Source organism: Bacillus sp. 491mf (genome assembly GCF_900112415.1).
Classification (GTDB): Bacteria; Bacillota; Bacilli; order Bacillales; family Bacillaceae_G; genus Bacillus_A.
In genome coordinates, this window is record NZ_FOLV01000001.1 from 349,543 (window position 1) to 373,200 (window position 23,658).

20 protein-coding genes and 2 pseudogenes are annotated in these 23,658 nt (G+C 37.0%); all 22 read left to right on the forward strand.

The genetic code is table 11. From position 1 onward, the window contains the following. Positions 1-69 precede the first annotated feature (69 nt). On the forward strand, positions 70-1,602 hold the full coding sequence (locus BM211_RS01805) for an ABC transporter ATP-binding protein (protein WP_035428937.1): 1,533 nt from the start codon (positions 70-72) through the stop codon (positions 1,600-1,602). Further along, complete coding sequence (locus BM211_RS01810; protein ID WP_035428936.1) at positions 1,595-2,653, forward strand: ABC transporter permease; 1,059 nt, start codon at positions 1,595-1,597, stop codon at positions 2,651-2,653. Before BM211_RS01805 ends, BM211_RS01810 begins: the two co-directional genes overlap by 8 nt. Continuing rightward, positions 2,654-3,613: an ABC transporter permease gene (locus tag BM211_RS01815; RefSeq protein ID WP_035428934.1), complete on the forward strand. Its 960-nt coding sequence runs from the start codon at positions 2,654-2,656 to the stop codon at positions 3,611-3,613. A 129-nt stretch (positions 3,614-3,742) separates the two neighbouring features. Continuing rightward, positions 3,743-5,017, forward strand: coding sequence for an EF-P 5-aminopentanol modification-associated protein YfmF (gene yfmF / locus BM211_RS01820; RefSeq protein WP_035428932.1), 1,275 nt, complete (start codon positions 3,743-3,745; stop codon positions 5,015-5,017). Between the two features lies 1 nt (position 5,018). Then, the gene (gene yfmH, locus BM211_RS01825; protein ID WP_035428931.1) at positions 5,019-6,305 is read left to right on the forward strand and encodes an EF-P 5-aminopentanol modification-associated protein YfmH; all 1,287 of its coding nucleotides are present in this window, start codon (positions 5,019-5,021) and stop codon (positions 6,303-6,305) included. 21 nt (positions 6,306-6,326) lie between these two features. Beyond that, positions 6,327-7,040 carry an elongation factor P 5-aminopentanone reductase gene (gene ymfI / locus BM211_RS01830; RefSeq protein ID WP_035428929.1) on the forward strand — a complete coding sequence of 238 codons (714 nt, stop codon included), beginning with the start codon at positions 6,327-6,329 and terminating at the stop codon, positions 7,038-7,040. A gap of 107 nt (positions 7,041-7,147) precedes the next feature. Continuing rightward, the gene (locus BM211_RS01835; protein ID WP_035428928.1) at positions 7,148-7,396 is read left to right on the forward strand and encodes a DUF3243 domain-containing protein; all 249 of its coding nucleotides are present in this window, start codon (positions 7,148-7,150) and stop codon (positions 7,394-7,396) included. 151 nt (positions 7,397-7,547) lie between these two features. Next, positions 7,548-8,333 carry a DUF3388 domain-containing protein gene (locus BM211_RS01840; RefSeq protein WP_035428927.1) on the forward strand — a complete coding sequence of 262 codons (786 nt, stop codon included), beginning with the start codon at positions 7,548-7,550 and terminating at the stop codon, positions 8,331-8,333. Positions 8,334-8,354: 21 nt separating this feature from the next. Then, on the forward strand, positions 8,355-9,242 hold the full coding sequence (locus tag BM211_RS01845) for a helix-turn-helix domain-containing protein (protein ID WP_035428926.1): 888 nt from the start codon (positions 8,355-8,357) through the stop codon (positions 9,240-9,242). A gap of 65 nt (positions 9,243-9,307) precedes the next feature. Beyond that, a complete protein-coding gene (pgsA, locus tag BM211_RS01850; protein ID WP_035428924.1) occupies positions 9,308-9,886 on the forward strand; it encodes a CDP-diacylglycerol--glycerol-3-phosphate 3-phosphatidyltransferase in 579 nt (192 codons plus the stop codon). A gap of 21 nt (positions 9,887-9,907) precedes the next feature. Next, positions 9,908-11,146, forward strand: coding sequence for a competence/damage-inducible protein A (locus BM211_RS01855; RefSeq protein ID WP_035428923.1), 1,239 nt, complete (start codon positions 9,908-9,910; stop codon positions 11,144-11,146). Between the two features lie 152 nt (positions 11,147-11,298). Continuing rightward, positions 11,299-11,913: pseudogene (gene recA / locus BM211_RS01860) on the forward strand (recombinase RecA); the annotation flags it as partial. Positions 11,914-12,235: 322 nt separating this feature from the next. Next, a pseudogene (locus tag BM211_RS01865) lies at positions 12,236-12,661 on the forward strand (DNA recombination/repair protein RecA); the annotation flags it as partial. A gap of 659 nt (positions 12,662-13,320) precedes the next feature. Beyond that, complete coding sequence (gene rny / locus BM211_RS01870) at positions 13,321-14,883, forward strand: ribonuclease Y (protein ID WP_035428922.1); 1,563 nt, start codon at positions 13,321-13,323, stop codon at positions 14,881-14,883. A gap of 336 nt (positions 14,884-15,219) precedes the next feature. Further along, on the forward strand, positions 15,220-16,014 hold the full coding sequence (locus BM211_RS01880) for a TIGR00282 family metallophosphoesterase (RefSeq protein WP_035428921.1): 795 nt from the start codon (positions 15,220-15,222) through the stop codon (positions 16,012-16,014). A 149-nt stretch (positions 16,015-16,163) separates the two neighbouring features. Then, a complete protein-coding gene (spoVS, locus tag BM211_RS01885) occupies positions 16,164-16,424 on the forward strand; it encodes a stage V sporulation protein SpoVS (protein ID WP_020059065.1) in 261 nt (86 codons plus the stop codon). A 167-nt stretch (positions 16,425-16,591) separates the two neighbouring features. Then, positions 16,592-17,515 carry a dipeptidase gene (locus BM211_RS01890; protein WP_035428920.1) on the forward strand — a complete coding sequence of 308 codons (924 nt, stop codon included), beginning with the start codon at positions 16,592-16,594 and terminating at the stop codon, positions 17,513-17,515. A 247-nt stretch (positions 17,516-17,762) separates the two neighbouring features. Continuing rightward, positions 17,763-19,520 carry a 2-oxoacid:acceptor oxidoreductase subunit alpha gene (locus BM211_RS01895; RefSeq protein ID WP_035428918.1) on the forward strand — a complete coding sequence of 586 codons (1,758 nt, stop codon included), beginning with the start codon at positions 17,763-17,765 and terminating at the stop codon, positions 19,518-19,520. Beyond that, entirely contained in the window at positions 19,507-20,373 is an 867-nt protein-coding gene (locus tag BM211_RS01900; RefSeq protein ID WP_035428917.1) for a 2-oxoacid:ferredoxin oxidoreductase subunit beta, read from the forward strand. Before BM211_RS01895 ends, BM211_RS01900 begins: the two co-directional genes overlap by 14 nt. Positions 20,374-20,701: 328 nt before the next feature. Then, positions 20,702-22,231 carry a tRNA (N6-isopentenyl adenosine(37)-C2)-methylthiotransferase MiaB gene (gene miaB / locus BM211_RS01905; protein ID WP_090994719.1) on the forward strand — a complete coding sequence of 510 codons (1,530 nt, stop codon included), beginning with the start codon at positions 20,702-20,704 and terminating at the stop codon, positions 22,229-22,231. A 3-nt stretch (positions 22,232-22,234) separates the two neighbouring features. Further along, entirely contained in the window at positions 22,235-22,666 is a 432-nt protein-coding gene (locus BM211_RS01910; RefSeq protein WP_090994722.1) for a YlbF/YmcA family competence regulator, read from the forward strand. A 421-nt stretch (positions 22,667-23,087) separates the two neighbouring features. Further along, positions 23,088-23,639 carry an outer spore coat protein CotE gene (cotE, locus tag BM211_RS01915; RefSeq protein ID WP_090994725.1) on the forward strand — a complete coding sequence of 184 codons (552 nt, stop codon included), beginning with the start codon at positions 23,088-23,090 and terminating at the stop codon, positions 23,637-23,639. Positions 23,640-23,658: the final 19 nt, after the last annotated feature.

A 23,658-nucleotide genomic window follows, 5' to 3' on the forward strand; every position in this document is an offset into this window, starting at 1 on the left:
TAGCAAAGGTTAGTTCTTAGAACTAACCTTTGCATATATAAAGAACTATATCCTGTTAGGAGGATTAATATGGAATACGTAATTGAGATGAATAATATTACAAAAGTATTCCCAGGAATTGTGGCGAATGATAATATTACGCTGCAAGTGAAACAGGGAGAAATTCATGCTTTGCTTGGAGAGAATGGTGCTGGGAAATCCACACTTATGAATGTTTTGTTTGGCTTGTATCAACCAGAACAAGGTGAAATTAAAATTAAAGGGGAACCTATAAAAATTACCAATCCAAATGTAGCAAATGATCTTGGGATTGGCATGGTACATCAGCACTTTATGTTAGTACATAATTTTACAGTTACAGAAAATATTATTCTCGGAAATGAACCGAAGAAAAGCGGGAAAATTGCGATTGACGATGCTGCTAAGGAAATTAAAGCATTATCTGAGCAATACGGATTATCGGTAGATCCATATGCGAAAATAGAGGATATTTCTGTTGGAATGCAGCAGCGTGTAGAAATTTTAAAAACGCTTTACCGCGGAGCGGAAATTTTAATTTTTGACGAACCGACAGCTGTACTAACGCCGCAAGAGATTCAAGAACTTATTCATATTATGAAAAAGCTTGTGCAAGAAGGGAAATCTATTATTCTTATCACACATAAGTTAAAAGAAATAATGGAAGTGTGTGATCGTTGTACAATTATTCGTAAAGGAAAGGGAATTGGAACGGTAGACGTTGCAAATACAGATGAAAACAAGCTTGCAGAATTAATGGTCGGACGTCAAGTGAATTTTAAAACAGAGAAATCAGACGCCAAACCACGTGGGAATGTACTTGAAATTTCCAATCTTGTTGTGCACGATGCACGTCATTTACCTACCGTAAAAGGACTTGACTTAACTGTTCGTGCAGGAGAAATTGTTGGTATTGCAGGAATCGATGGGAATGGACAAAGTGAATTAATAGAAGCGATTACTGGTTTACGAAAAGTTGAGTCAGGCTCTATTACGTTAAGAGAGAAAGACATAACAAATTGGCCGGTTAGACGTATTACAGAGGAAGGTGTTGGACACATTCCTGAAGATCGTCATAAGCATGGTCTTGTTCTAGATTTTTCTATCGGAGATAACATGGTACTGCAAACGTATTATAAAAATCCTTTTTCTAAAAAAGGGGTTTTAAATTTCACAAAGATTTATGAAAAAGCAAAATCATTAATTGGGCAGTTCGATGTTCGTACGCCGAGTGAGCATACGCCAGCACGAGCATTATCTGGAGGAAATCAGCAAAAGGCAATTATTGCTCGTGAAGTAGATCGTGATCCAGATTTATTAATTGCTGCGCAGCCAACACGTGGTTTAGATGTTGGAGCAATTGAGTTTATTCATAAAAAGTTAATTGAACAGCGTGATAAAGGAAAAGCAGTTCTGCTGCTTTCGTTAGAGCTTGATGAAATTATAAATGTAAGCGACCGCGTTGCTGTCATTTATGAAGGGAAAATTGTTGACATTGTAAATGCAAAAGAAACGAATGAGCAGCAGCTAGGTCTATTAATGGCTGGGGGAAAGAAGAAAGAGAAGGTGAACACAAATGGCTAAAAAATTTTTAACGGAGCGAACAATTAACATTATAGTACCTGTATTATCCGTTATTTTTGGTTTACTTGTTGGAGCCATTGTCATGATTACGAGCGGATACGATCCAATCGTTGGCTATGCCGCATTATGGGATGGTATGGTCGGAAATCCACGTGCAATAGGTGAAACACTCCGTACGATGATTCCACTTGTTCTTGCTGGTTTATCAGTAGCATTTGCCTTCCGTACAGGTTTGTTTAATATCGGGGTAGAAGGACAGTTGCTAGTAGGATGGCTTGCTGCTGTTTGGTTCGGTTATGCTGTTTCTTTACCAGCCTTCCTCCATGTTCCGTTATCGATATTATTTGCAGCGCTTGTTGGTGGACTATGGGGATTTATTCCTGGATATTTAAAAGGGAAGTTTAAGGTAAATGAAGTTATTGTCACAATTATGATGAACTATATCGCGCTTTATGTAACGTATTACATCATAAGGAATTTTCTACATGAAGCAAATGAAAAATCGTATGACATAAAAGCGAGTGCGTCTTTATCTTCTTCTTGGTTAGCCTCTTTAACAGATGGCTCTCGCCTGCACTGGGGAATCGTTGTCGCGATTGTTGTAGCACTTATAATGTGGTTTTTATTAGATCGCACAACATTAGGTTACGAGCTTAAATCGGTTGGGTTTAATCAGCACGCTTCTAAATATGCCGGAATGAAAGTGTCGCGTAATGTTGTATTATCAATGACAATTGCTGGTGCATTTGCGGGAATTGGTGGTGCAATGGAGGGGCTTGGAACATTCCAAAGTATGACAGCAATGTCTTCCTTTACAGGAATAGGATTTGATGGTATTGCCGTGGCTCTTCTTGGTGCAAATAATGCATTTGGTATTTTGCTATCAGCATTATTATTTGGTGGTTTGAAAAGTGCTGCACCGCAAATGAACTTTGAAGCGAACGTGCCATCTGAACTTATTAATGTAATTATTGCATGTATTATTTTCTTTGTAGCATGTAGTTATATTTTACGATGGGCACTTTCTCGTTTTAACAAGGAGGGGAAATAAATGAGTTTCCTAGATATTGTAGCCATTCTTGTTACAGGTACGTTATATACGGCAGCGCCGCTTATTTTTACAGCGCTTGGAGGCGTATTTAGTGAACGTTCTGGTGTTGTAAACATTGCATTAGAAGGGTTAATGTTGTTTGGTGCGTTTGTTGGCGTTGTTACCACTTTATTAATGGGAGATACATGGGGAGCGATGACGCCGTGGATTGCGCTTATTTTTGCAGCACTTGGCGGGGGATTATTTGCACTTCTTCATGCGGTTGCATCCATTACATTCCGCGCTGATCAAGTTGTTAGCGGAGTCGCGATTAACTTTTTAGCGTTAGGATTAACGGTGTTTGCGATTAAAAAGATTTTTGGAAAAGGTCAAACTGATTTTATCCAATATCGTATTGAAAAAATCGATATTCCTGGTCTTTCTGATATTCCCGTTATTGGAAAAATATTTTTCTCTGATGTACCATTAACTTCTTATATTGCAATTATTTTAGCATTTGTAGTTTGGTATGTGATTTATAAAACACCATTTGGTTTACGATTACGTGCTGTTGGGGAGCATCCGATGGCAGCTGATACAATGGGTATCAATGTTTATAAAATGCGCTATATTGCAGTTTGTTTATCAGGTATGTTTGCAGGTGTTGGCGGCGCTGTATTTTCAACATCTATCTCAAATAACTTTTCGGGCGCTACAATTACAGGGCAAGGATTTTTAGCATTAGCAGCAATGATTTTTGGGAAATGGCATCCAATTGGAGCTCTAGGTGCAGCGTTATTTTTTGGATTTGCACAGTCACTTGGCGTTACAGGTGGTACAATTCCTGTTTTAGATCAAATTCCAAGTATCTTTTTAACGATATTACCATATGTATTAACAATTTTTGCACTTGTCGGTTTTGTTGGGCGTTCCGAAGCTCCGAAGGCACTTGGAACACCATATGAAAAAGGAAAACGATAAAATAAAAAGCTCGCACATTAGTGCGAGTTTTTTTACATACAATAACGTTAATACATGAGAAAATTTGCATTTTCTTTTGTGAAAACTGTATATTGAAGAAGAAAATTCCTTTTTAGAGGAGGTTTATGAATGGATCTTATAAAACAAGAAACACATGAACTAGGTGGATTACGTGTACATATGATTCCAACAGAGAAATATAAAACGAATACACTTGTGTTACGGTTAAAATCACCGTTATGTGAAAAAACAGTAACAGAACGGGCGTTGCTACCCTATGTATTACAAAGTGCTACAGAAACACATCCGTCTGTCATTCGAATTCGTCAATATTTAGAGGAGTTATACGGTTCGTCATTAGCTGTTGATGTAAGTAAAAAAGGTGAGGATCATGTTATTTCTATTTATATAGACATCGCCAATGAAACATATTTACAGGAAGCGCCGCCGCTTTTCGAAAAAGCACTTGCAATGCTTGCTGATATTTTACTAAGGCCAGCAACAGAAGGAAATAGTTTTTTACAAACGGTTGTAGAAAGTGAAAAGCGTGCACTCGTGCAGCGTATTGAATCTACATTTGATGATAAAATGCGCTATGCAAATGAACGTCTCATTGAAGAAATGTGTAAAGTAGAACCGTACCGTTTAAGTGCAAATGGTCAAATAGAACGTGTTTCTAAGATTACAAACGAAACGTTGTATCAATATTATAAAAAAGTGTTAGAAGAAGATGAAATGGATTTATATATCATTGGTGATATTGAAGAAGGGGCTCTTGACCTTGTGAAACGGCATTTTTCTGTTTCTATACGTGAACCGAAAGAAAGAAATGTGTTGCTTCATAAGAAAAATGAAAAAGAGCAAGAGGTTGTAGAAAAACAAGAACTAAAGCAAAGTAAATTAAATATTGGATATCGTACATATATTACGTATCGCGACGAAGACTATTTTGCCCTGCAGTTATTTAATGGCCTGTTTGGTGGTTTTTCACATTCGAAATTATTTGTGAATGTACGTGAGAAGAACAGCTTGGCATATTATGCTGCCTCTCGTTATGAAAGTCATAAAGGACTTCTGTTTGTAATGTCTGGAATTGAGGGGGAAAATTACGAAAAAGCTGTAACGATTATTAAAGAACAAATGATAGCGATGCAAAATGGTGATTTTACTGATGAGGAAATCGTACAAACAAAAAGTGTAATTAAAAATCAAGTTTTAGAGACAATTGATACGCCGCGCGGTCTTGTAGAACTTCTGTATCATGGAGTAATTGCAAATTATGACCGCCCTGTAGAAGAATGGTTAACAGAGATTGAACGAGTAACGAAAGATGAAATCGTTAAAGTAGCCAATGATATTCAGCTAGATACAATCTACTTCTTACATGGGACGGAGGGAGTTTAAGATGGAAAAAATCGTTTATGAACAATTAAAAGAGACGCTGTATTATGAAAAACTGTCCAATGGTCTAGAAGTATATATTCTCCCAAAACAAGGTTTTAATAAAACGTATGCAACATTTACGACAAAGTATGGTTCTATCGATAATACGTTTGTGCCACTAGGGAAAAATGAGATGCTTCGTGTGCCAGATGGAATTGCCCATTTTCTAGAGCATAAATTATTTGAAAAAGAGGATCACGATGCGTTTCAATTATTTAGTAAGCAGGGAGCTTCTTCAAACGCATTCACATCGTTTACAAGAACTGCATATTTATTTTCTTGCACATCGAACGTTGAAACGAATTTAGAAACATTGTTAGATTTCGTGCAAGATCCATATTTTTCTGAACAAACGGTGGAGAAAGAGAAGGGGATTATTGGGCAAGAAATTCAAATGTATCAAGATAATGCCGATTGGCGTTTATATTTTGGGTTAATTGACAGTTTATATAAGGAACATCCGGTGAAAATTGATATCGCTGGAACAATTGATTCAATCAGTAAAATTACGAAAGATTTGTTGTATGAGTGCTATCATACATTTTATCACCCAAGCAATATGTTGCTATTTATTGTTGGTTCAATTGATCCAGAGAAAACGATGGATTTAGTGCGTCAAAATCAAGCGAAAAAAAATTATACTGCCCAATCTGAAATAGCTCGGTCTTTTAATGAGGAGCCAGAACAAGTAAATGAGAAAAAAACGATTATTACAATGCCGGTACAAACACCAAAATGTTTAGTTGGTGTGAAAGCCCAAGACTTAAAGCAACAAGGAAAGGACTTGTTAAAACAAGAAATTGCATTAACGCTTATGTTAGATTATTTATTTGGAAAAAGTTCTACCCATTATGAAACATTGTATAATGAAGGTTTAATTGATGATACGTTTTCGTACGATTACACAGAAGAAAGTAGTTTCGGTTTTGCGATGATTGGTGGAGATACGAAGCACCCGGATGAATTAGCAGAGCGAATAACGGATATTTTACTTCAAACGAATTATGATGAGTTATGCGCGGAAACATTAGAACGTGTGAAAAAGAAGAAAATAGGTGGTTTTTTACGTTCACTAAATTCACCAGAATATATTGCGAATCAATTCACTCGATATGCATTTAACGGTTCTAGTTTGTTTGACGCATTAACTGTTTTGGAAAGTTTATCAATTCAAGATTTACAAACAGTTGCGAAGAGCTTTTTAAAAGAAGAACGAGTGAGTATTTGCCAGGTTCTTCCAAAGAAATAACGAAGTAGAGAGAGGAAAAAGATGAAGAAGTTTGCATTAGTTACCGGGGGAAGTGGGGGAATCGGCTCTGCCATTGTAAGACGATTAGTAAAAGATGGCTATGCGGTGTATGTTCATTATAACCAAGGTGAAAAGAGAGTCCGGCAATTAGAACAAGAACTTAAAGATATTATTCCTGTTCAGGCTAATTTATCAGAAATAGATGGTGCTTCGCAATTATGGTCGCAAATTCATCATCCAATTGAGACGATTGTATATGCAGCAGGGCAAAGTATATTTGGATTGACGACAGATGTTACAGATGAACAATTAAATGAGATGGTGGAGCTGCAAGTGAAAAATGTATATAAACTTGTTTCATTTGCACTTCCCTCTATGATTCGAAGCCGAAGTGGGAATATTGTTGTGATTTCTTCCATTTGGGGACAAATAGGTGCATCATGTGAAGTGTTATATTCAATGGTGAAAGGAGCGCAAAATTCATACGTAAAAGCATTGGCAAAAGAAGTTGCATTAAGCGGTGTACGGGTGAATGCGATTGCTCCAGGCGCAATTGAAACAGAGATGCTGCATGTATTTTCAAATGAAGAAAAGCAAGAGATTGCAGAAGAAATTCCGCTTGGTCGATTAGGGATGGCAGAGGAAGTTGCAAATACAGTTGCATTTATAATTTCTTCTCAAGCATCATATATAACAGGTCAAATCATTGGAGTGAACGGGGGATGGCATTGCTAATCACTTAAGAAGGAGTAGTGTATTTTGCTGTTTTGTTTGTACATAAAAAAGAACGTAGTGGCAAATAGTAAATATGACTCCATTACTTTATAGTGAGGTGCTTAACAATGTCAGTATTAGATAACTTTGAACAATGGAAAGGCTTTTTAGGAGAACGTTTAGACCAAGCGCAAGGAAAAGGTTTAGACGGCGGTGCGATTTCTGATATGGCTTATCGTATTGGGGATTATTTAGCACATGAAGTAGAAGCGCGTAATGACCAAGAAAAATTATTAGCGGAGCTATGGAAAGTTGCAGATGAACAAGAGCAACATACAATTGCAAATTTAATGGTAAAAATGGTCAAACATAAGTAGTGAAAAGAGAGGAAGAGTCCTCTCTTTTTTTGTCGATTTTGAGAATCCGTCAATTAATTTGAGTCCTCGATTGTACATTTCGCTTTCCTATTAGGGGAAAATCATATAATATAGTACGTAGATGTAAAGTAAGCAAGGGGAGTGTCATCAAATGATTGAATGGTATTTTGAGTATGAAATACATAAAAACCGACCTGGCTTGCTTGGTGATGTTTCTTCGTTAATCGGTATGCTTGGTATTAATATTGTAACAATTAATGGGGTAGACAATGCTAGGCGCGGACTATTATTAATGTGTGATAATCAAGAACAAATTTCTAGACTTGAATCAATTCTAAATACGATGGATAATATAACTGTAACGAAATATCGTCCACCGAAGCTTCGCGATCGATTAGCAGTTCGACACGGAAGATATATACAGCGAGATGCAGATGATAAGAAAACATTTCGTTTCGTTCGTGATGAATTAGGTTTACTTGTCGATTTTATGGCAGAACTTATGAAAAAAGATGGCCATAAATTAATTGGAATTCGTGGAATGCCGCGCGTTGGAAAAACAGAGTCCATCGTTGCTGCAAGTGTTTGTGCAAATAAACGTTGGCTTTTTGTATCGTCGACTCTTATTAAACAGACGGTACGCAGTCAATTAATTGAAGATGAATATAATGATAATAATATCTTTATTTTAGATGGAATTGTTTCAACGAAGCGCGCAAATGAACGACACTGGCAACTTGTTCGCGAAATTATGAGATTGCCAGCAACAAAGGTTGTAGAGCATCCAGATGTATTTGTGAGTCAGTCAGAATATACACTTGATGATTTTGATTACATTATTGAGCTGAGAAATGATTACGATGAAGAAATTCAATACAATCTAGTAGATGAAATTGAACAAGGAAATCAAAATAATTTTTCTATGTTCGACTTTTAAAGAAATATTGAGGTGTTAGCATTGACAGAATTAGGACAAAAGCTGAAAGAAGCACGAGAATTGAAAGGTTTATCCATCAATCAGCTGCAAGAAATTACAAAAATTCAAAAACGCTATTTGGTTAGTATTGAAGAAGGAGATCTTAGCGTATTACCTGGGGATTTTTATGCGCGTGCCTTTATAAAGCAGTTTGCAGAAGCAGTTGGGTTAAATGGAGAGGCGGTATTAGAAGAATATAGACACGAAATACCGCAGTCAGTTTCTAAAAATGTACCGCAAGTTGCAACGGGACAAAAAGCGCAGGAAACTGTGCAAAGAGCAGCGTCAGCGCCAATTACAGACCATATGCCCAAAATTTTAATTACATTGCTTGTTATTGCTGTTGGTGTTGCAATTTGGTTCGTATTCCAGTTTATTTTGGGTAAAAATGACGTTAGTCAAGTAAATCAAACGAAAAATGCACAAACAGAAGTAGAAAAAGCAGAAAACTCTCCTCTTGATCAAAAGAAAGAAGAGAAAAAAGAAGAGAAAAAAGAAGTCCCTCAACAACCACAGCAACAACAAAATGCTGCACAAGAAGAGATTAAAGTTGTTGAAAAAAATGGAAAAGAATCTACATTAGAACTAAGCCATAATAAAGAATTAAAGGTAGAAATTCACGCAAAAGGTACAAGCTATGTAGATATTAAAAACGAAGATGGTAAAGAATTTTATACAGGTACTTTAAATAAGGATGAAACACAACAACAAGATTTATCGCCAGAACATGTTGTGCGTTTAAACATTGGTAGTGCGCCAAATGTTGAAATTAAAATTAACGGTAAACCTGTTGAATTTCCACAAAATGCAGAAGAAATGCGTCATCAAATTTTGGTGATTAAAAACTTAGGAGAACAACCTGCACAATAATAGTCATCGTTCCGATGACTTTTTTCAATGCATAAACCGTTTTTTGACATGATGGAGGAATAGCTGTGAATTTACCAAATAAAATTACTGTATCAAGAATATGCTTAATTCCTATATTTTTAATTATTATGCTCGTTCCGTTTGATTGGGGAGTATATACAATTGGAGAAGTAGAATTGCCAGTTCAGCACTTAGCTGGAGCGCTTGTTTTTATTATTGCTTCTGCGACAGATTGGATTGATGGCTATTATGCAAGAAAACATAATCTTGTAACGAATCTAGGAAAATTTTTAGATCCTTTGGCGGATAAATTATTGGTATCTGCGGCATTAATTACGCTTGTAGATTTACATTATGTAGCGACTTGGATGGCGGTTGTTATTATTAGCCGAGAATTTGCTGTTACAGGCTTGCGTCTTGTATTAGCTGGTACAGGGGAAGTGGCTGCTGCGAAGATGCCTGGGAAAATTAAAATGTGGATGCAAGTTATTGCAATTTCTGCCTACTTACTTCACGATGTTCCATTTAATTTAATTCATATTCCAATTGCAGATATTTCAATATGGGTTGCACTTATTTTCACGATTATTTCAGGATGGGATTATTTCTGGAAGAATAGAGGAGTTTTTGTGGATTCGAAATAACGGCTTATGGGGGAATGGAAGATGAATGCAGAGATTATCGCGGTTGGTACAGAGCTATTGCTTGGGCAAATTGCGAATACGAATGCCAAATTTTTATCAGAAAAGCTGGCATCTATCGGAATCGATGTATATTATCACACTGTCGTTGGGGATAACAATAATCGCTTACGCAGGGCAATTGAAATCGCTCAAAAACGTGCAGATATATTGATTTTTACAGGTGGTTTAGGACCAACAAAAGACGATTTAACGAAAGAAACAATTGCTTCTTCCTTGCAGGAAGAGCTTGTATATGATGAAGTAGCGCTCAATTCCATTGCTGATTATTATAAAAGAACGGGAAGAGAGTTTACTGAAAATAATAAAAAACAAGCTCTTGTTTTAAGTGGGGCGACTGTGTTTGCAAATGATCATGGTATGGCACCGGGTATGGGATTATGTAAGGATAACAAAGTATATATTTTACTCCCAGGACCACCTAAAGAAATGAATCCAATGTATATAAGTTATGTAGAAAATTGGCTTCTTTCTTTTACAGTTGGTGAGAATCTATATTCTCGTACTCTTCGATTTTTTGGAATTGGAGAATCGCAATTAGAAGCAAAGATTCAAGATTTAATAGATGCTCAAACGAATCCGACCATTGCTCCTCTTGCTTCTGAAGGAGAAGTAACGCTTCGCCTGACAGCAAAGCACAATGATGCAAAAGAAGCTGAATCTTTAATAAATCATATAGAAGAATTGATTTTACAAAGAGTAGGGCCGTTTTTTTACGGATACAATCAAGATCTTCTTCATAAAAAAGCCATTGCTTTGCTTAAACAAAAGTGTTTAACGATTGCATGTGCTGAAAGTTTAACGGGTGGCTTATTTGGTGATCGTATTACTGAAGTTGCCGGTGTATCTTCTCTGTTTAAAGGTGGCGTAATTTGTTATAGCAATGATGTGAAACAACATGTTCTGGATGTACCAGAAAAGACTTTACAAACCGCTGGAGCTGTTAGTGAAGATTGTGCCCGTTATCTTGCTGAAAATGTGAAGAAACTAATGCAAACGAATGTCGGAATTAGTTTCACTGGAGTAGCAGGGCCGGATGCATCTGAAGGAAAAGAGCCTGGGACAGTGTTTGTTGGTTTGGCAATAGATGAACAACCGACAGTAGTAATTCCCCTTACATTAAGTGGAAGTCGTCAACAAATTCGTGAACGAACTGTCAAATATGGTTTTTATCATTTGTATAAGAAGCTAGAAGAAGTATAAACTTCTTCTAGCTTTTGCTATTTTATATAGAAAAAGCGAGTTTTTCCTCTACTGGAAAATAAAAAAACGAATAAACGTTCGATTTTTGTTGGCATATTGGGGAGGAAATATGTATAATAAGATTAGCATTTAAGTTAAGGAGGAATTTTTGAATGAGTGATCGTCAAGCGGCATTAGATATGGCGTTAAAACAAATAGAAAAACAATTCGGTAAAGGCTCTATTATGAAACTAGGAGAGCAAGCAGAACGTAGAATTTCTACTGTATCAAGTGGTTCATTGGCACTTGATGTTGCCCTTGGAGTTGGTGGTTATCCACGTGGCCGTATTATTGAAATTTATGGACCTGAAAGTTCAGGTAAAACAACTGTTTCTTTACATGCGATTGCAGAGGTACAGCGTCAAGGTGGACAAGCGGCATTTATTGATGCGGAACATGCAATGGATCCTGTATATGCACAAAAATTAGGTGTTAACATTGATGAATTATTATTATCTCAACCAGATACAGGAGAACAAGGATTAGAAATTGCTGAAGCATTAGTACGGAGCGGTGCAATTGATATTATTGTTATTGACTCGGTAGCAGCACTTGTTCCAAAAGCAGAGATTGAAGGAGAAATGGGTGACTCTCACGTCGGTTTACAAGCACGTTTAATGTCACAAGCTCTTCGTAAATTATCTGGTGCGATTAACAAGTCAAAAACAATCGCAATTTTCATTAACCAAATTCGTGAAAAAGTTGGGGTAATGTTTGGAAATCAACAAATGGTTGCTTAATCTTTATAGATTAAGGAGTTTACTATGGGTTTCCCTTGCTAGTGATAGCATGTTCAAAAAACCTTGTGAACCTTATTGCCTAAGGGTGTAGCTATATAGCTGCTAACGGTGAAGCCCTCCAAATAATAGGGTAATACCGTGCCAAGCTTCAAAATGATATGAAGAAGGTGTAGAGACTACCGAAAAGGACTTTTAAAGTTAACTGAGTAGGGTACGGCAGAAGATAGGCTCCTGCTGGAAGTGCAAGGCTCTCTGTAAAGAGATGAAGAGATAGTCCGCGCTATAGAGATGGAAAATCTATAGAATTATGCCAGAAACAACTCCAGGTGGACGTGCGTTGAAATTCTATTCAACTGTACGTTTAGAAGTACGTCGTGCTGAGCAGTTAAAGCAAGGTAACGATATTGTTGGTAATAAAACAAAAGTGAAAGTAGTAAAAAATAAAGTAGCGCCTCCTTTCCGCGTTGCAGAGGTTGATATTATGTACGGAGAAGGGATCTCGAGAGAAGGCGAAATTTTAGATATGGCTTCTGAACTTGATATCGTTCAAAAGAGTGGAGCTTGGTATTCTTATAATGAGGAACGCTTAGGACAAGGGCGTGAAAATGCGAAGCAATTCTTAAAAGAAAATCCAGAGGTTACAGATGAAATAGCATTCTTTATTCGTGAGCATCATGGTATTGGTGAAGAGGGTGCATCTGGAAGCGGAGAAGATACGACTCTTCTTGATAATTAAAAGACACGGTTTCGTGTCTTTTCTTTTTTATCCCGCTGTTTATGAACTGTTAACCTATTTAAATGGATCCGTTCTGTGCAACTATATAAATCCATTTTCATTTTCCGACATCTTTGTCTAGCCCTGCCTCCTAAGCTCTCATGTCTAAACAGTCGGATCCGCTTTTTTTATAAGTTGTTGTTATGCAAAATACAGTATGACCGCTACATGTATTCTTAACATTGCATGCAGTAGAAAATGGTTCTGGCCGTTTCTGGGCGTGGCCAGATGCTCTCGTTTCCCCTAAAAGAAAGGGGGTTATGTTGTTTTAAAATTTACATATAATAATCAATTAATTGATAAAGAAACATTACTGATGAAAGTTTTGTTTATCGTAGGTAAAGAAAGTAAAGGTAGACAATGCTTGACAATGAAAATAGCGGTAGATACAATGAGAATGTATATTTTTTCTTATATTATATACGATACACTCTTCTCAAGAAGAGAAGTAACATTCGGAGAGGACGTATACTTTCCGAAATAAGCATATGTCTAGTTTAATTGTGAATTGAAGAAAGTCCCTTAAAAAGGCGGGACGACGGTCATCGTTGTACGTTGCAGTTACAAACAATGTACATCCATGCAGTCTTTTTTCATTCATAGCAAGAGGAGGTGAAATTATGAGTAATGAAGTTTGGATACTCATCTCCATTTTGCTGGCCATCGTCAGTGCAGTTGTTGGGTTTTTTGTTCGAAAGTCCATTGCAGAAGCGAAGATTAACGGTGCGACCAATGAAGCGAAGCGCATTGTAGAAGATGCAAATCGTCAAGCAGAAGCACTGAAAAAGGAAGCGCTATTAGAAGCAAAGGATGAAATTCATACACTTCGTACAGAAGCGGAATTAGAAATTCGTGACCGAAGAAGCGAGTTGCAAAAACAAGAAAATCGTTTAATGCAAAAAGAAGAGAACCTTGATCGAAAAGATGAATCGCTTGAGAAAAGTCAGCAATTATTAGAAAAGAAAGAGGAATCTCTTGTAGCAAGACAACAGCAGATTGAAGATTTGGAAAGCAAAGTGGGAGAGTTAGTACAAAAACAGCAAGATGAATTAGAGCGTATTTCTAACCTAACACGTGATCAAGCAAGAGCTATTATCTTAGAAAAAGTTGAAAATGAAATTTCGCATGAAATCGCTGTTATGGTAAAAGAAACTGAAGTTCGTGCAAAAGAAGAAGCGGATAAGAAAGCGAAAGAGATTTTATCTTTAGCTATGCAAAGATGTGCTGCTGATCACGTCGCCGAAACAACGGTTTCAGTTGTCAATCTTCCAAATGACGAGATGAAGGGTCGTATTATCGGACGTGAAGGCCGAAATATTCGTACGCTAGAAACATTAACGGGTATTGACTTAATTATTGATGATACACCAGAAGCGGTAATATTATCAGGTTTTGACCCGATTCGTCGTGAAACTGCTCGTATTGCTTTGGATAAACTTGTACAAGACGGACGTATTCACCCAGCGCGTATTGAAGAAATGGTTGAAAAATCAAGACGTGAAGTGGATGAGTATATTCGTGAAGTGGGTGAACAAACGACTTTTGAAGTAGGTGTACACGGATTACACCCTGACTTAATTAAGATTTTAGGTCGTTTGAAATTTAGAACAAGCTACGGTCAAAACGTCCTAAAACACTCTATGGAAGTTGCGTATTTAGCTGGGCTAATGGCAGCGGAACTTGGTGAGGATGAGAAACTGGCTCGTCGTGCCGGTTTATTGCATGACATCGGAAAGGCAATTGACCATGAAGTTGAAGGTAGCCACGTTGAAATTGGTGTCGAGCTTGCGACAAAATATAAAGAGCACCCAGTTGTTATTAATAGTATTGCATCTCATCATGGGGATACAGAACCGACTTCTATTATCGCAGTTCTTGTGGCTGCGGCAGATGCGCTGTCAGCAGCAAGACCTGGAGCACGAAGTGAGACACTTGAAAATTATATTCGTCGTCTTGAAAAGCTTGAAGAGATTTCTGAGTCTTATGAAGGCGTTGAGAAATCTTATGCAATCCAAGCTGGACGTGAAGTTCGTATCTTAGTGAAACCAGATACAATTGATGACCTAGAGGCTCATCGTTTAGCACGCGATATTCGAAAACGTATTGAAAATGAATTGGATTATCCAGGACATATTAAAGTTACCGTTATTCGTGAAACTCGTGCAGTTGAATATGCAAAATAAAGTGGTGGTGTTGCACCACTTTATTTTTTTGTGCCAGAAATGGACACAATATAGAAAAGCTTGTAGAATCGGAAATGATTCACGAAATGGGAAAATGTGAGGAAATCCGTATTTTTTATAAGTGAAAGTTGTAGTTTATCCCGCTATTCGTGGGCAGTAATACCCCCACCTCAAAATTAGACGAAAGCAAGGAGGTTAGGTGGAGATAAACTGCCCGTAAAAGCCCGATTGGTGAGGGCTGATAATCAGTGGGGGATGAAGAAAACCCCCACTGATTAAAGTTTCACTTTATGAGAATAAATTACGAAGAATGTATAGATGGAAAGGGTAAGAAAAATGAGAATTTTATTTGTTGGGGATGTAGTAGGCTCGCCAGGAAGAAAGATGATTCAAGATTATGTGCCTGCGTTAAAGAAAAAATATACACCTACAGTTACGATTATTAATGGAGAAAATGCTGCAGGTGGACGTGGCATTACAGAGAAAATTTATCGTAATTTTTTAGAGTGCGGTGCACAAGCAGTTACACTTGGAAACCATGCCTGGGATAACCGTGAAATTTTTGAATTTATTGATGATGCAAAGTATCTTGCAAGACCAGCAAATTTCCCGGAAGGAACGCCAGGAAAGGGACTTATTTTTGTAAATTGTAATGGTGTAGAAGTAGCGATCATTAATTTACAAGGCCGTACATTCCTGCCGCCAATTGACTGTCCATTCCGAAAAGTGGACGAATTGATTAAGGTCGCAAAAAAACGTACGAACATTATTTTTATTGATTTTCATGCGGAAACAACAAGTGAAAAGCAAGCGCTTGGATGGTATGTAGATGGACGTGCTACAGCAGTTGTTGGTACCCATACACACGTTCCAACAGCGGATAATCGTATTTTACCAGATGGAACAGCTTATATTACAGATGTTGGGATGACAGGTCCATATGATGGTATTTTAGGAATGGATCGCGAAGCGGTGCTGAAGAAATTTTTAACAAATCTTCCTGTACGATTTGAAGTAACGAATGGAAGAACGCAGTTAAGTGCCGTCCTAATTGATGTAGATCCTAATACAGGAAAAGCTAAAAAAATTGCTCGTATTTTAATTAATGATGATCAACCATTTTTTGAATAAAAGACATAAAAGTTAGAAAAAAGAATATATTTTAATTTTTTAGAAAAATTACGAATTTTTAGCAGGAATATGAATCATTGCTCGTGAATATAAGTTAAAAGTGAACTCAATCGCTAATATTTTTTTAAGAAACGAGGAGGAAACGAGCAATGGAAATATTAAAAGTTAAAGCAACTTCGGTACCTAACTCTGTAGCTGGTGCACTAGCTGGAGTCATTCGTGAGCGTGGTTCAGCAGAAATGCAAGCAATTGGTGCAGGTGCATTGAATCAAGCCGTAAAGGCAGTAGCAATTGCGAGAGGATTTGTGGCGCCGAGTGGTGTGGATTTGATATGTATCCCAGCTTTCACAGATATTATGATTGATGGTGAAGAACGCACAGCGATTAAATTAATTGTAGAGCCTCGTTAAATTGGATGACCTGTTTGCATTTGCAGACAGGTCATTTTTATCCCTCTATTTGTGGACAATCACACCTTCAATTTAAGGGGCAGGGGCAGCTACAAGAAGATTTTGGTTTCAAGTCGTAACAATACAATAAATAATAAGAATGTTTTAGACAGAAGGGAAGAAGAGCATTGAAAATTTTTGATGCGCACTGTGATGTGTTGTGGCAATTATGGATGGGGAAAGGCAAGCGAACTTTTCAAAATGATTCTTCTTTACATATTACATACGATCAGTTAACAAAAAAGCGTGGTAGTATTCAATGTTTTGCAATTTATGTACCAGAAGAAGTTCCATATGGACAGCGGTTTGCAGTTGCATTAGAGATGGCAAATATATTTCATGAACAAATTTTAGCACTGCCGAATGTAAAATGGATTCGGACAAAAGAAGACATTCAACGATTAGGAACAGATGATATAGGAGCGCTTTTAACTTTAGAAGGATGCGATGCAGTTGGAAGAGAATTAACGAAACTACAAACGCTATATTATCTTGGTGTTCGTTCTGTTGGGCTTACTTGGAACTATGCGAACTTAGTTGCTGATGGAGCGCTAGAGTCTCGAGGTGGCGGTTTAACACTGTTTGGAGAAAAAGTAGTGGAAGAATTAAATCGTTACAAGATATGGACAGATGTTTCTCATCTGTCAGAGAAAGGTTTTTGGGATGTAATGGAACTTTCCGACAATCCAATTGCGTCGCATTCAAATAGTTATGAGTTATGTTCGCATCCAAGAAATTTAACGAATGAACAAATAAGAGCATTAATTCAAAAAGACGGAATGATCGGGATAACATTCGTCCCGATGTTTTTAGCTGCAAATAAGTCTGTTTGTACAGATGATATATTAAGGCATGTAGAGCATGTATGTATGCTTGGCGGCGAAAGGAATGTTGGATTCGGATCAGATTTTGATGGAATCACGGAAACAGTCGTACATGTAGAAAGATATGAGCATTATGAATATGTCATAAATGAACTATTAAAGCGATATAAAGAAGAGCAAGTAAACAATTTCATATATCGTAATTTTATACATCATATTCCATTTTAGAACACTACTATAAAAGCGTTCTGTAAAAGTTAGAAAATTCGTAAAAATACACAATGAAATTGTATCAAATTGTTGCATTTTTACGGTTGTAAGGCTAGAATTGTAAACGAATTAAGATTATGCGAAATATTTACTGAAATCAGAAGAGGTATAATTTGTGTCCATTGTAGTTTCTTATTCTAAAAAGTGCTAAACTAGTACTGTAAAAAAATACACTACAATGTATGCAGTTAAAGGGGTGTAGGAAATGATTAGTCAACTTTCATGGAAAGTTGGAGGCCAACAAGGTGAAGGAATTGAAAGTACAGGAGAAATCTTCTGTGTTGCATTAAATCGACTAGGTTATTATTTATATGGTTATCGCCATTTTTCATCACGAATTAAAGGTGGACATACAAACAATAAAATTCGCGTAAGTACTACAGAGGTACGTGCGATATCAGATGATTTAGATATTTTAATTGCATTTGATCAAGAAACGATTGATTTTAACTTCCACGAACTACGTCCTGGTGGAATTGTTGTTGCAGATGCAAAGTTCAATCCAAGCATTCCAGAAGGAACAGATGTAACTTTATATGCGATTCCATTTACGGATATTGCTTCTGAGCTAGGTACATCTTTAATGAAAAACATGGTTGCAGTTGGAGCGTCTAGCGCGGTATTAGGGCTAGATGAAAAAGTGTATTTAGAAGTTGTAGATGAAATTTTCGGTCGTAAAGGAGAGCAAGTTGTTCAAAAGAACATGGATGCAATTCAGCGCGGTTCTCAATATATGAAAGAATTGCTCGGCGAAAAAGTAAATATGATGCAACTTGAAAAAGCAGATGGAAAAAAACGTATGTTTATGATCGGGAACGATGCAATCGCATTTGGTGCAGTAGCTGGCGGTGCTCGTTTTATGTCTGCTTATCCAATTACACCTGCTTCTGAGATTATGGAATACTTAATTAAGAAGCTTCCAAAAGTAGGAGGAACGGTTATTCAAACAGAGGATGAAATTGCTGCTTGTACGATGGCAATCGGTGCAAACTATGCTGGTGTACGTACATTAACGGCTTCAGCTGGTCCTGGTTTGTCTCTTATGATGGAAGCGATTGGATTAGCTGGGATTACAGAAACACCTCTTGTAATCGTTGATACGCAGCGTGGTGGACCAAGTACGGGATTACCAACAAAACAAGAACAATCTGATTTAATGGCGATGATTTATGGTACGCATGGTGAGATTCCGAAAATCGTAATGGCACCAAGTACTGCTGAAGAAGCATTCTATGATATTGTCGAAGCATTTAACTTAGCTGAAGAATATCAAGTGCCTGTTATCTTTTTAACAGATTTACAACTTTCTTTAGGTAAACAAACAGTAGAACCGCTTCAATTAGAAAAAGTTGAAATTCGTCGTGGTAAACTGGATCTACATGCGGAGTTACCAGAGCGTGAAAATAAAGCATACTTCAAACGTTATGAAGTAACAGAAGATGGAATTTCACCTCGTGTTGTACCTGGTATGAAAAATGGTATTCACCATGTAACAGGTGTAGAGCACGATGAAACAGGGAAACCATCTGAATCAGCACTGAACCGCAGTGCACAAATGGACAAACGTTTCCGTAAAATGGAGAATATTAAGTTTAATACCCCTGTATACAAAAATGCCAAATATGATGACGCTGATGTATTATTAGTAGGCTTTAACTCAACTCGCGGTGCAATTGAAGAGGCAATGGAACGTTTAGAGCAAGAAGGATTAAAAGTAAATCATGCTCATGTGCGTTTAGTTCATCCGTTCCCAACAGCTGAAATGCTGCCGCTTGTGAAGGAGGCAAAACGTGTTGTTGTTGTAGAAAACAATGCAACTGGACAGCTTGCTAATATTATGAAGATGAATCTTGGCTATGGTGAGAAAATTTCTAGTCTGCTAAAATATGACGGAAACCCATTCTTGCCAAAAGAAATTTACAACGAATGCAAAAAAGGGGTTGTTTTAAATGGCAACATTTAAGGACTTTCGTAATAGTGTAAAACCGAACTGGTGTCCAGGTTGCGGTGATTTCTCGGTACAAGCAGCAATTCAGCGTGCTGCAGCAAATGTAGGTTTAAATCCTGATGAATTAGCGGTTATTTCTGGTATCGGTTGCTCTGGTCGTATCTCTGGTTATATTAACTCTTACGGTGTTCATAGTATTCATGGACGTGCCCTTCCAATTGCACAAGGCGTAAAAATGGCAAATCGTGATTTAACAGTTATCGCATCTGGTGGTGACGGCGACGGATTTGCAATCGGAATGGGACATACAATTCATTCTATTCGTCGTAATATTGATATTACGTACATCGTTATGGATAACCAAATTTACGGTTTAACGAAAGGGCAAACTTCACCACGTAGTGAAGCTGGCTTTAAAACGAAAAGTACGCCGCAAGGATCGATTGAACCAGCATTATCTGTAATGGAAATGGCATTAACTGCTGGGGCAACGTTCGTAGCACAAAGTTTTTCTAGTGATTTAAAAGAATTAACACAGCTAATTGAGGCTGGTATTCAGCATAAAGGGTTCTCTCTTATCAACGTATATAGCCCATGTGTAACATATAACAAGGTAAACACTTACGATTGGTTTAAAGAGAACTTAACAAGACTTAGCGAAGTAGAAGGATATGATCCATCTAATCGTATGCTTGCTATGCAAACCTTAATGGAAAACAAAGGTCTAGTAACAGGTTTAATTTATCAAAATAAAGAACAACCTTCTTACCAAGAGCTTGTAAAAGGTTATAGTGAACAACCGTTAGTTCATGCTGATCTACAAATGGACCAAAACATGTTTGATGAGCTTGTAGCAGAGTTTATGTAATAGATGAAAGGCTATCGAAATATCGGTAGCCTTTTCTGATACAAAATTATGATTAAGTTTTTTCATAATGAGATGTATTTTATTTACTAAGAAAATTCAGAATGATAAAATTATAAATAGGAGTCATATTATATGAGTTCCTCTTATCCCCTTTAGTACCAAGTAAAATCGTTCATGAATCCAAGCTATCTCTATTGTTTAATTTGACTGAACGCTTTATACTATAATAATGTGTATAGGAATGAAGCGATATGCTTTTTTATAAGAACAAATTAAACAACAAATAAAAGTGAAACTTTGTATATGTAAGGTTGAAAGGAGATTAATCATGAACGAAGAACAACGATTAGCAGGCCAACAAGCAACTTCAACTACTAAAAAAGCAGAAAAAGATTACAGTAAATATTTTGAAAGCGTATATCAGCCACCTTCTTTAAAAGATGCGAAAAAACGCGGTAAAGAAGAAGTTAAAATTGAACGTGATTTTGGTTTACCAGAAGAGTTCCGTAACTTTGGTACAGGAAGAAAGTTTTACATCCGTACTTATGGATGTCAAATGAATGAACATGATACAGAAGTAATGGCTGGTATTTTTACAACTCTTGGATACGAACCAACATTCTCTACAGAAGATGCAGATGTAATTTTATTAAATACATGTGCCATTCGTGAAAATGCTGAAAATAAAGTATTCGGGGAACTTGGTCATTTAAAATCCTTAAAACAAAGAAATCCTGATCTTTTAATCGGTGTATGTGGCTGTATGTCACAAGAGGAATCTGTTGTAAACAGAATTATGCAAAAACACCAGCATGTAGATATGGTATTTGGTACACATAACATTCACCGCTTACCGTACATTTTAAAAGACGCTATGTTCTCGAAAGCGACAGTTGTTGAAGTATGGTCAAAAGAAGGTGATGTAATTGAAAACCTTCCGAAAGTACGTCGCGGAGATATTAAAGCGTGGGTAAACATTATGTATGGATGTGATAAATTCTGTACGTACTGTATCGTACCGTATACACGTGGTAAAGAGCGTAGCCGCCGTCCTGAAGATATTATTAAAGAGGTACGTCATTTAGCTGCAAATGGTTATAAAGAAATTACGCTACTTGGCCAAAACGTAAACGCATACGGAAAAGACTTTGAAGATTTGAAATACGGTTTAGGAGATCTTATGGATGAACTTCGTAAGATTGATGTAGCACGTATACGATTTACTACAAGCCATCCGCGCGACTTTGATGATCATTTAATTGAAGTGCTTGCAAAAGGTGGCAACTTAGTTGAACATATTCACTTACCGGTGCAATCTGGAAGTACGGATATGCTGAAAATTATGGCACGTAAATACTCACGTGAGCACTACTTAGAACTTGTACGTAAAATTAAAGAAGCGATTCCGAATGTAGTATTAACGACTGATATCATCGTCGGTTTCCCAAATGAAACAGAGGAACAATTTGAAGAAACGATGTCGTTATATCATGAAGTAGGATTTGATAGTGCATATACATTTATTTATTCACCGCGTGAAGGTACACCAGCTGCAAAAATGCAAGATAATGTACCGATGGAAGTGAAAAAAGAACGTTTGCAACGTTTGAATGCGGTAGTAAATGAATTTTCTGCGAAGAAGAATAAAGCCTATGAAGGGCAAATCGTTGAAGTGCTTGTTGATGGAGAAAGTAAAAATAATCCTGATGTACTTGCAGGTTATACACGTGCTAATAAACTTGTAAACTTCGTAGCTCCAAAATCTGTAATCGGTCAGCTTGTAAAAGTGAAAATAATTAAAGCGAAAACTTGGTCTCTAAACGGGGAATTGGTAGAGGAGCCGATTGAGGTGAAATAAGAGATGAAAATCTTTACAAAAGATGAAATTGTAGAGCAAGCGAAAGAATTAGCAAAAATGATTTCTGAAACAGAAGAAGTGGATTTGTTTAAACGTGCAGAAGCGCAAATTCATAAAAATGAAAATGTAAAACGTACGATTGATGAAATTAAAGCTTTGCAAAAACAAGCAGTGAATTTACAACATTATGGGAAGTGGGAAGCGTTAAAAAAAGTAGAATCCGAAATTGATGCGCTGCAAGATAAACTGGATGAAATTCCAGTTGTCCAGCAGTTTAAATCTTCTCAAACATATGTCAATGATATATTGCAGCTTGTCGCAAGTACAATTTCAAACACAGTCACAGATGAAATTTTAATTTCAACTGGCGGCGATGTGTTAAAAGGAGAGACAGGTGCTGAAGTAGCAAATAAAAAAGGCACATGTGGTTTCTAAAAAGATGTCGAGTTCGGCATCTTTTTTTTGTTGTGCACCCAGCATACGTCTATTCCAAAATCATAAAGGCAGAAGTAACGATTAGTTTAAGACAAGTGTGTACGTGGTGATGCAGAATTTAAGGAAGTCGGCGGAAAATCTCTAGACTGAGGAACTCGAACTACATAGAAGGCTAGGTACTGGATGAGGTTTCCATACGCAAATCAAAGGCTGTACAAAGTAAATGAAGCAGATAGATGGAGAGGAAGAATATGTGCTTAATAACCTAACTTATGAAAAATTTATAATGATTATTAAATTCTGGAAACCGCGGTTTTACTATTATAATAATGAAAGGTGTAACGCTTTTTCAAAAAAGAATAACACATTCCGCGTTTGCCCCGCATATAATTAATTGAATATTTATTGAGGAGGGTTTCGGATGTCTGAATTTAGAGAGATTATTACGAAAGCAGTTGTGGGAAAAGGACGTCAGTATATGAAAACAACTCACACTGTTGAACCGAATCATCCACCGACTAGTATTCTAGGTTGCTGGGTTATAAACCATGCATACGAAGCGAAAAAGAATGGGAAGTATGTAGAAATCGAAGGATACTATGACATTAATACTTGGTATTCGCATGATGAAAATACGAAGACGGAAGTTGTAACAGAGCGTGTACATTACACAGATGACGTGAAAGTTGGTTTTCGTGATAAGAGTTTTTCTGGGGAAGATCTTGAAATTATTGCACGAGTCGTTCAACATCCAAATTGTTTAGAAGCAGTAATTTCACCAAATGGAAATAAAATGGTTGTTACAGTAGAACGTGAATTTGTCACAGAAGTTATCGGGGAAACAAAGATTTGTGTAAGTGTGAATCCAGAAGGTTGCCAAGAAGAAGAAGAGCCATTTGAAGTGGATGATGATGAGTTTGAAGAACTTGATCCGAATTTTATTGTAGAAGCTGAAGAAGCTGAAGAAGAGTAAGTTGAAGCTAGGGAGATTC